This window comes from Streptomyces sp. UNOC14_S4 (assembly GCF_020740835.1).
GTDB lineage: Bacteria > Actinomycetota > Actinomycetes > Streptomycetales > Streptomycetaceae > Streptomyces.
In genome coordinates, this window is record NZ_JAINFC010000303.1 from 1 (window position 1) to 9394 (window position 9394).

Genomic DNA, 9394 nt, shown 5'->3' on the forward strand with positions numbered 1-9394 from the left:
GATACGGACCGACCTCGGGCGGCACCGCCTCGTCACCCTCCTCGGGCCGGGCGGGGCCGGGAAGACCCGGCTGTCGCAGGAGGCGGCCGAGACCGCCGCGGCGGGGGGCGGCGACTGGCCCGACGGCGTCTGGTTCGCCGAGCTCGCGCCCCTGGACGACCCCGCGACCGTGCCCGAGGCGGTGCTCACCGCACTGGGCGCCCGCGAGACCGTCGTCGTGCGCAGCGCCGCCGCCGAGGGCATGCGGGAGGCCGCCGGGCTCGACCCGCTCGACCGGCTCGCCGAGCACTGCGCGCCCCGGCGCATGCTGCTCGTGCTCGACAACTGCGAGCACGTCGTCGACGCCGCCGCCCGGCTCGCCGAGACGCTGCTCGCCCACTGCCCGCACGTCACCGTGCTCGCCACCAGCCGGGAGCCGCTCGCCGTGCCGGGCGAGCTGGTGCGGCCCGTGGAGCCGCTGCCCGACCCCGTGGCGCTGCGGCTGCTGGCCGAGCGGGGCGCTGCGGCCCGCCCCGGCTTCCGCGTCGAGGACGACCCCGAGGCGTGCGCCGAGATCTGCCGACGGCTGGACGGGCTGCCGCTGGCCATCGAACTCGCCGCCGCCCGGCTGCGGATGCTCACCCCCCGCGGCCTCGCCGACCGCCTCGACGACCGCTTCCGGCTGCTGACCTCCGGCAGCCGTACCGTCCTGCCCCGGCAGCAGACCCTGCGCGCCGTCGTCGACTGGTCCTGGGACCTGCTCGACGAGGCCGAACGCGCCGTCCTGCGGCGGCTGTCCGTCTTCGCGGGCGGCTGCGACCTCCCGATGGCCGAGGAGGTGTGCGCGGGCGACGGGGTGGCCGCGCGGGACGTCGCCGTGCTGCTGGGCTCGCTGGTCGACAAGTCGCTCGTCGTGGCGGCGCCCGCCGACGGCGGCGAGATGCGCTACCGGCTGCTGGAGACCGTGGGGGAGTACGCCGCCGAGCGGCTGGACGAGGCCGGGGACCGGGCCGCCGCCGAGCGCCGTCACCTCGTCGCCTACCGCGAACTGGCCCGTACCACCGAGCCGTTGCTGCGCGGGCCCCGGCAGCGGGCGACCCTGGACCTGTTCGAGCGGGAGCACGACAACCTCCGCACCGCCCTGCGGCGAGCCGTCGCCGCGGGCGACGAGCAGGAGGCGCTGTGCCTGGTGCTGTCCGTGGCCTGGTTCTGGTCGCTGCGGGACCACCGCAGTGACGCCTCCGCCTGGTCGGAGGTGGTCGCGGCGCTGGGCCCCGACCCCTTCGTGGAGCCCGTGGAGGAGGCTGTGCCCCTCCATACGAGCTGCATCGAGGCCCCGCCGCCGATGGCACCGGAGGTCCTCGCCGAGGCCCGGCGCGGGGTGCGGATGATCGCCATCGCCACCGTCGAGAACAACATGCAGGTGATCGGCAGCCCGGAGGTCCAGGACCGGCTGCGCGGCATCATCCGGGCGTACGGCGACGGGAAGCCGCAGAACTGCCGCTTCCCGGGCTCCCTGTGGTTCTTCGGGATCATGCTGTCCGGCGACTTCGACGCCATGGACCGCGCCGTCGAGCGGGGCGTGGAGCTGTGCCGCGAGCACGGCTACGAGTGGGAGCTCGCCAACGCCCTCCAGCTGAGAGCCAAGGTTCTCAACGACCGTACCGGCGGGCTCGCTCAGAGCGCGCGGGACGCCGACGAGGCCCTGGAGATCTTCCGTCGTCTCGGGGACGCCTGGGGCATCGCCGAGGCGCTCACGGGGCGCGGCGAGGCACGGGAGCGGCGTGGCCGATGGACACTGGCGGCGGAGGACTACCGGGAGGCCGTCGACCAGGTCGCGGAGATCGGCGCGACGTCCGAGCTGCCTTCCCTGCGGGCCCGGTACGCCGAGGCACTGCTGGAGGCGGGGATCGTGGGCCCCGCCGAGGGCGAGCGGATGCTGCGCGAGGCCATCGCGGAGGCCGACAGGTCCAACGCCGAGACCTCCGCCTTCGCCAAGGTCATGCTCGCCTCCCGGATCGCCCGCGACGGGCGCACGGCGGAGGCGCGGGAGATCTTCGAGAGCCTCATGGCCTTCTTCGGCAAGGCCCACTTCGCGGTCTTCGAGAGCATGATGCACGGTCAGCTCGGCTGGCTCGACATCCTGGAGGGGCGGCTCGGCGAGGGGCTGGAGCGGCTGCGCACCGGCCTCGCGTTGTCCGACGACCCGCTGGCGCGGCTCGTCGTGCCGCAGCTGCCCGCCGTGCAGCTGATGTACGCCGCGCTCGCCTGCACCGAACTGGGCGGCGAGGAAAGGGCGCTGACCGCGGCGCGGCTGCTGGGGGCCGCGGAGGCGTTGCGGCCCGGCGACTACCCGCCGGTCTCCGCCGAGCGGGAGGTGCGCGAGCGCGTTCTGGCCGGGGTGCGGGCCGTGCTGGACGACGCCGCGTTCGAGCGCGCGTACGCCGAGGGCGGCACCCTCACCAAGGGGGAGGCCGCCGCCCTCGTATGACGCGAGACACTCCGCCCGCCGGTCAGGTCTTCTTCCGGAAGCGGGTGACGGCCAGCGGCGCGGTCACCGCCGTGATGCCGACCGACCAGGCGAGGACCATCCACACCGGGTGCGCGACCGGGCCGCCGTTGATGAGGTGGCGCGCCGCGTCGGCGAGGTTGGACAGCGGGTTGTACTTGGTGAAGCCCTCCAGCCAGCCCGGCATGTTGGCGGTGGGCGTGAAGATCGAGCTGCCGAACTGGAGCGGCATCAGGACCAGCATCGCCACGCCCTGGACCGCCTGGGCGGTGCGCAGGGTCAGGCCCAGCAGGATGAATATCCACATCAGGGAGGCGCCGAAGACCATGGACAGCGCCACCGCGCCGAGCAGGTGCAGCACCGAGGTCTCGACGCGCAGGCCGATGGCGAAGCCCATGGCCAGCAGGATCGACGTGGCGATGAGCATCCGGCCGACCTCGACGACGATCTTCGCGATGAGGACCGAGGACCGGGCTATCGGCATCGTGCGGAAGCGGTCCATCACCCCCTTCTTGAAGTCGTCGTTGATGCCCGTGCCGACGGCCATGGAGATGTTCATCCCCATCATCGCCATCAGACCGGGGACCAGGTAGTTCACATACTCCTTCTCGTGGCCCCGGCCCGCGATCGAGCCGCCGAAGACGTAGGTGAACAGCAGGATGAAGATGACCGGCATGAGCACGGCGTCGAACATCGACTCCGGGTCCTGCTTGATCTGGAGCATGTTGCGGCGGGCGAGTGCCCCGATGTGCCGCAGGTTGGCCCGCAGGCCGATCCGTCCCTCGCCGGAGCCGGCCCGGGGGCGGGCCCCGGCCGTGGCGGTCGTCGTTGCCGTGGTCACGCGGCGGCCTCCTGGAGTGCTGCTTCGGACTCGTCCCGCTCCGCCGGCGCGGATGCCTTCTGGCCGGTGATGGCCAGGAACACCTCGTCCAGACTGGGCAGGTGGGTGCTGATGTCGGCGACGGCGAAGCCGCGCGCGCCCAGCATGCCGATCACGGCCGTCAGCTGTTCGTCGCTCAGCAGCGGCAGGCTCACCGTGCCCGCCGTCTCGTCCGCGGTCGCCCCGGTGACGCCGTCGAGACCGGCCTGCGCCAGGGCGCCCACCATGCGCGACAGCTCGCGGGGGTCGGCCGGGCGGATCACCAGGGTGCGGCCGCCGACCTTGGCCTTGAGCTCGTCGACGCGGCCGCCCGCGATCACCCGGCCGCGGTCGATGACCGTCAGCTCCTGGGCGAGCTGCTCCGCCTCCTCCATGTACTGCGTGGTCAGCAGGACGGTCGCGCCCTCGGTGACCATGCGCTGGACCTCCTCCCACACCTCGTTGCGGGTGCGGGGGTCGAGGCCGGTGGTGGGCTCGTCCAGATAGAGCACCGCCGGGTGGCCGATCATGGAGGCGGCCAGGTCGAGGCGGCGCCGCATGCCGCCGGAGTACTGCCCGGCGGGCCGCTTGGCGGCCTCCGTGAGCGAGAAGCGCTCCAGCATCTCGCCGGCGCGGCGCCGGGCGTCCTTGCGGGACAGGTCGAGCAGCCGCCCGATCATGTAGAGGTTCTCGTAGCCGGACAGCTTCTCGTCGACCGAGGCGTACTGCCCGGTCAGGCCGATGGCCCGGCGCAGCTGGCGGGGCTGGGTCAGCACGTCGTAGCCCGCGACGCGGGCGGTGCCGGCGTCGGGCCTGATGAGGGTGGACAGGGCGCGGACGAGAGTGGTCTTGCCCGCGCCGTTGGGGCCCAGCACGCCGAGGACGGTGCCCTCGCGTACGTCCAGGTCGACCCCGTCCAGGGCCTTGGTCGAGCCGAAGTGCTTGACCAGGCCGCGGACTTCTACGGCGTTCCCGCCGTGGTTGTCTTTTCGCGTCATGGGGCAACGGTGACAGGCCCCACTGACATCGGGCCGACACGGCGCCGACAGCGCACCGACAGCCGATGACCGGGGGCTGCGCCCCCGGACCCCGTGGTGGGTGCAGGTCCGTGGTCCGGTTGTGCCCACCCGTTCCGCCCCTAGCGGAACGCATGCCCACAACCGGGAAGGTAAGGCGGAAGGCGCGCCCTTTTAGGGGCGCGGGGAACTGCGCGCCCAGCCCCCACCGGGGCCGCGGCCGCGCGCGCAGCGCAAGCCGCAGCCCGGTGGGCGCAGCCGGAAACCGGGCCGCGCCCTGGCAAACGGGGGCCCGGGGCGCAGCCCCGGCGGGGGCAACTCCCTAGTGGAACGAGTGGGCCTCAGCGGGGTACGCCCCCGCCGTGACGTCCGCGCCGAAGGCGCGTGCCGCGTCCGTCAGGGACGCCCGCACGTCCGCGTACTGCTTCACGAAGCGCGGGACGCGCCCGGACGTCATGCCCGCCATGTCCGTCCAGACCAGCACCTGCGCGTCGCAGTCGGGGCCGGCGCCGATGCCGACGGTCGGGATGTGGAGGGTGCGGGTGACCTCCGCCGCGAGCTCGGCGGGGACCAGCTCCAGGACGACGGAGAAGGCCCCCGCGTCCTGGACGGCCTTCGCGTCGCGGAGGAGCTGCTGGGCCGCCTCCTCGCCGCGCCCCTGCACGGGGTAGCCGCCGAAGGCGTTGACGGACTGCGGGGTGAGGCCGATGTGGGCCATCACCGGGATGCCCGCGTCGACGAGCAGCCGGATCTGCTCGGCGGACCGCTCGCCGCCCTCCAGCTTGATCGCGCCGACGCCGGTCTCCTTCACCAGCCGGGTCGCGCTGCGCAGCGCCTGCACCGGACCCTCCTGGTAGGTGCCGAAGGGCAGGTCGGCGACGACGAGGGCGCGCTTGGAGCCGCGTACGACGGCGGCGGACAGGACGGCGATCTCGTCCAGCGTGACGGGCACGGTGGACTCGTAGCCGAGGTGACAGTTGCCCATGGAGTCGCCGACCAGCAGGACGGGGATGCCCGCCTCGTCGAAGACGGAGGCGGTCATCGCGTCGTAGGCGGTGAGCATGGGCCACTTCTCGCCGCGGGCCTTGGCGGCGGCGATGTCGCGGACGGTGATGCGCCGGGAGCTCGTCCCTCCGTACAGCGCCTTGGGGTTCGCGGGGCTGCTGTCGGGGGCGTTCTGGGCATGCGTCATGGCGGTGGCTCCTGTGATGTCGTCTCGAGGCGCCCTGACGGCGTCCCCGGATCGCCTTCCATGCTGTCACGCACCGCGCGGGCAGGCCAGGGCCGCCCTTCGCAAAGACTTTCCAATACGAGACGGGGTCGTATCGTATGGGGCTTAGGGTGGTCCCCATGGCGACTGTTCCCCCAGGGGCGTCCTCCTCCGGCTCCCCCCATGGCTCCCCCCATGCCTCCGGCGCGCCCGCGGCGATACCGGCCCGCAGGGTCCCCGAGGCGATCCACCGCAGACGGTGGGCGATCCTGACCGTCCTGCTGTTCAGCCTGCTGATCGTGGTGCTGGACAACTCGATCCTCAACGTGGCGATGAAGACCATCGCCACCCCGGCCCCCACCGGCCTCGGCGCCACCCAGAGTCAGCTGGAGTGGGCGATCAACTCCTACACCCTGGTCTTCGCCGGAATACTGTTCACCGCGGGCCTGCTCGGCGACCGGCTCGGCCGGAAGAAGGTCCTGCTCTTCGGCATGGTCGTGTTCGGCATCGGCTCGGTGGTCTCCGCGTTCGCCGGTTCGCCCGGCGAACTGATCGCCTTCCGCGCCGTGATGGGCTTCGGCGGCGCGTTCGTGATGCCCTCGACGCTCGCGATCATCATGAACGTCTTCGAGCGCGAGGAGCAGCCCAAGGCCATCGGCATCTGGGCGGGCGCCGTCGGACTCGCGATCGCCATAGGGCCGATCACCGGCGGCATCCTGCTCGACCACTTCTGGTGGGGCTCGGTCTTCCTCGTGAACGTCCCGATCGTGATCGTCGGACTGATCGCGATGGTGCTGCTCGTCCCCGACTCCAAGGACCCGAAGCCCGGCCGCCTCGACCCGGTCGGCGTGCTGCTGTCCGTCGTGGGGCTCGTGCTGCTGGTCTACGGCATCATCAAGGGCGGCCAGCTCGCCGACTTCACCGACCCCGAGGTCTACGGCACGGCCGGCGGCGGACTGCTGGTCCTGGTGGCCTTCGTCCTGCACGAGCGGCGCAGCGCGCACCCGGCCATCGACGTGCGGTACTTCAAGAACCCCGCGTTCTCGGCCGCGGTCTCCTCCATCGCGCTGGTCTTCTTCGCGCTGATGGGCACCACCTTCTTCATCGTCTTCTACACGCAGAGCGTGCGCGGCTACACCCCGCTGCAGAGCGGCCTGCTGCTCCTGCCGCTCGCCGCCGCCCAGATGTTCTTCGCGCCGCGCGCCCGCCTCGTCGTCGAGAAGTTCGGCGCGAAGGCCGTGTGCACCGTCGGCATGGTGCTCGTCGCCGCCACCACCGCGGGCTTCCTGCTGCTCGACGTCGACACCCCGATCTGGGTCCTGGAGGTGCTGTTCTTCGTCCAGGGCACCGCGATGGCGCACATCATGCCGCCCGCCACCGTCTCGATCATGCAGTCGCTGCCCCGGGAGAAGGCCGGTTCCGGCTCCGCCGTGAACAACACCTTCCGGCAGATCGGCGGCGCGCTCGGCGTCGCCGTGCTCGGCTCCGTGCTCTCCACCACCTACCGCTCCGGCATCTCCGACAAGCTCGACGCCGTCCCCGGCCTGACCGGCCCCGCGCGGCACGCGGCGGGCGAGTCCGTCGAGGCCACCCTCTCCGTCGCCGAGGGGCTCGGCCCCGCGGGCAGGGCGCTCGTCGGCCCGGCCAAGGACGCCTTCATCCACGCCATGCACATCACCGTGCTCGGCTCCACCGCCGTCGCCCTGCTCGGCGCCCTCGTCGTCGCGCTCTTCCTGCCGGGCGGCACCGCGGCCCGCCCGGACGGCGCGGGCAGGCGGCCGGACGCGGAGACCGCGCAGGCGGGGGCCGAGGCATGACACACCCGCCCGGGGGCGGCATCACAGGCACCACAGGGGCCACGGGGGCCACGGGGACCGCGGAACGGCGCGGCCGCCCGCGCAACGCGGCCGTCGACACCGCCGTCGTCGAGACCGTGCTGCGCCTCCTGGAGGAGGGCACCACCATCGGCGACCTGTCGATGGAGCGCGTCGCCCGCGAGACGGGCGTCGGCAAGGCCACCCTCTACCGCCGCTGGGCGGGCAAGGAGGAGCTGATGCTCGACGTGCTGCGCTCCCTGGACGCCGCCGACCCCGAGCTCCCCGGGCGGTCCGCGCGCGAGGACCTCGTCCTGCTCCTGGAAGGGCTGCGCAGGCGCGGTCTCGCCAAGCGCTCCTCCGCCGTGCTGCGCACGGTCCTGGGTCAGGTCAAGGCCCAGCCCCGGCTCTGGAAGGAGTACCACGACACGGTCATCCTCGCCCGGCGCGAGACCACCGTCGCGGTGATCAGACGCGGCATGGCCACGGGGGAGCTCCGGGCCGACCTGGACGCGCGGCTCCTCTCCGAGCTGTTCGTCGGCCCCATGCTCTCCCGGGCCGTCTTCCACGAGTCGGAGGAACTGCCCGAGGGGCTCGCGGAGAGGATCGTCGACGCCGTCATGGAGGGCGCGCGGCCCCGGCCCTGATGCCGCAGGGCGCCCGGGCCGTTGCCTTCCGCAGCGGCCCGGGCGCTCGAATATGCCCGTTCTGTCACAGCACGGCCGTACGGCCCGGCCACCGGAACCCGTGCGGTCCGGACGCTCGTCCTCCCCACCGACACCCCGCCCGGGGTGTGCGGAAACGGACCCCGACGGTGATCACCTATCGTCGTGCGGGGGTCACAGCGGGACGATCAGTGAGGGCGGCCGATGGCGCAGGCGTACATGCAGGAGACGGGTCACGACGGGGACGGCGGCCCGGAGCAGGCCGTATCCCGGGCCCGGCGCCTCATGGACCAGTGGCGGGGCCCCGGCGTCTGGCGGCGCGGCCTGGTCGTCGCCGCCGTCGCCGCCGTCCTCGGCCTGCTGATGCTGCTCCACACCCACCTGCCCAACGCGGTGGGCAACCTCGGCAGCCTCACCGAGACCTTCCTGCCCTGGCTCGGCCTGGGCATACCGGTGCTGCTCGTCCTCGCCGTGCTGCGGCGCTCGGCGACCGCGCTGATCGCCCTGCTGCTCCCGGCGGTCGTCTGGCTCAACCTCTTCGGCGGGCTGCTCACCGACAAGTCCGCCAAGGGCGGCAACTTCACGGTCGTCAGCCACAACGTCAACGCCGAGAACCCCGACCCCACGCGCACCGCCAAGGACGTCGCCGCCTCGGGCGCGGACGTGCTCGCGCTGGAGGAGCTCGACCCGTCCGCCGTCAGCACCTACGAGCGCGCGCTCGCGAGCACCTACCGCTACCACTCGGTGCAGGGCACCGTCGGCATCTGGAGCAAGTACCCGCTCGAACTGGTCCAGCCCGTCGACATCCGGCTGGGCTGGGTCCGGGCACTGCGCGCCACGGTCCACACCCCGCAGGGCCCCGTCGCCGTCTACGTCGCCCACCTGCCGTCGGTGCGCGTGAAGCTGAACGCGGGCTTCACCGCGGGCCAGCGCGACCACAGCGCCGAGGCGCTGGGCCAGGCCATCGCCCGGGAGCCCGAGAAGAAGGTCGTGCTCCTCGGCGACCTCAACGGCACCATGAACGACCGCTCGCTCGCCCCCATCACCTCGCAGCTGCGCTCCGCACAGGGCGCCGCGGGCGACGGCTTCGGCTTCAGCTGGCCCGCGGCCTTCCCGATGGCGCGGATCGACCAGATCATGGTCCGCGGCATGGAGCCGGTCTCCGCCTGGACCCTCGGCGACACCGGCAGCGACCACCTCCCGGTGGCGGCGCGCGTCAAGATCTGACCCGCTGTTCACCTGGTCGTTCGCGAAAGGGAACACCTTTCGGGGAGACTTTGTTCTTCGGGGAGCTTTCCGCCAGGCGCCAGGCGCGCCCATGACGCCCCGCCCCGCACAGAAC

Annotated in this window: 6 protein-coding genes and 1 pseudogene; 4 read left to right on the forward strand and 3 right to left on the reverse strand. The window is 72.9% G+C overall.

All coding sequences use genetic code 11. The features are described from left to right. Positions 1 to 2470: pseudogene (locus K6I34_RS24140) on the forward strand (AfsR/SARP family transcriptional regulator); the annotation flags it as partial. A 22-nt stretch (positions 2471 to 2492) separates the two neighbouring features. On the opposite strand, the gene K6I34_RS24145 reads toward K6I34_RS24140, so the two are convergent. The 3 genes from K6I34_RS24145 to panB all read right to left on the reverse strand — a co-directional run bounded on the left by K6I34_RS24145 (position 2493) and on the right by panB (position 5555). Then, complete coding sequence (locus tag K6I34_RS24145; RefSeq protein WP_229328436.1) at positions 2493 to 3329, reverse strand: ABC transporter permease; 837 nt, start codon at positions 3327 to 3329, stop codon at positions 2493 to 2495. Continuing rightward, on the reverse strand, positions 3326 to 4345 hold the full coding sequence (locus K6I34_RS24150; protein WP_229328437.1) for an ATP-binding cassette domain-containing protein: 1020 nt from the start codon (positions 4343 to 4345) through the stop codon (positions 3326 to 3328). Before K6I34_RS24150 ends, K6I34_RS24145 begins: the two co-directional genes overlap by 4 nt. Positions 4346 to 4685: 340 nt before the next feature. Continuing rightward, positions 4686 to 5555 (reverse strand): 3-methyl-2-oxobutanoate hydroxymethyltransferase, encoded by an 870-nt coding sequence (gene panB, locus K6I34_RS24155; protein WP_229328438.1) that lies wholly within the window; start codon positions 5553 to 5555, stop codon positions 4686 to 4688. A 158-nt stretch (positions 5556 to 5713) separates the two neighbouring features. Between panB and K6I34_RS24160 the strand changes: the two genes are divergently transcribed. The 3 genes from K6I34_RS24160 (at position 5714) to K6I34_RS24170 (ending at position 9279) form a co-directional block, all read left to right on the forward strand. Further along, positions 5714 to 7390: an MFS transporter gene (locus tag K6I34_RS24160; RefSeq protein WP_229328439.1), complete on the forward strand. Its 1677-nt coding sequence runs from the start codon at positions 5714 to 5716 to the stop codon at positions 7388 to 7390. Next, entirely contained in the window at positions 7387 to 8034 is a 648-nt protein-coding gene (locus K6I34_RS24165; protein ID WP_229328440.1) for a TetR/AcrR family transcriptional regulator C-terminal ligand-binding domain-containing protein, read from the forward strand. The genes K6I34_RS24160 and K6I34_RS24165 overlap by 4 nt, the downstream gene beginning before the upstream one ends. 303 nt (positions 8035 to 8337) lie before the next feature. Then, the gene (locus tag K6I34_RS24170; RefSeq protein ID WP_374230997.1) at positions 8338 to 9279 is read left to right on the forward strand and encodes an endonuclease/exonuclease/phosphatase family protein; all 942 of its coding nucleotides are present in this window, start codon (positions 8338 to 8340) and stop codon (positions 9277 to 9279) included. Positions 9280 to 9394: the final 115 nt, after the last annotated feature.

Bases quoted from the DNA above. Each gene is read 5' to 3' on its own strand.
- K6I34_RS24150 (WP_229328437.1), bottom strand. From the start codon at position 4,345: ATGACGCGAAAAGACAACCACGGCGGGAACGCCGTAGAAGTCCGCGGC.
- panB (WP_229328438.1), bottom strand. From the start codon at position 5,555: ATGACGCATGCCCAGAACGCCCCCGACAGCAGCCCCGCGAACCCCAAG.
- K6I34_RS24160 (WP_229328439.1), top strand. From the start codon at position 5,714: ATGGCGACTGTTCCCCCAGGGGCGTCCTCCTCCGGCTCCCCCCATGGC.
- K6I34_RS24165 (WP_229328440.1), top strand. From the start codon at position 7,387: ATGACACACCCGCCCGGGGGCGGCATCACAGGCACCACAGGGGCCACG.
- K6I34_RS24170 (WP_374230997.1), top strand. From the start codon at position 8,338: ATGGACCAGTGGCGGGGCCCCGGCGTCTGGCGGCGCGGCCTGGTCGTC.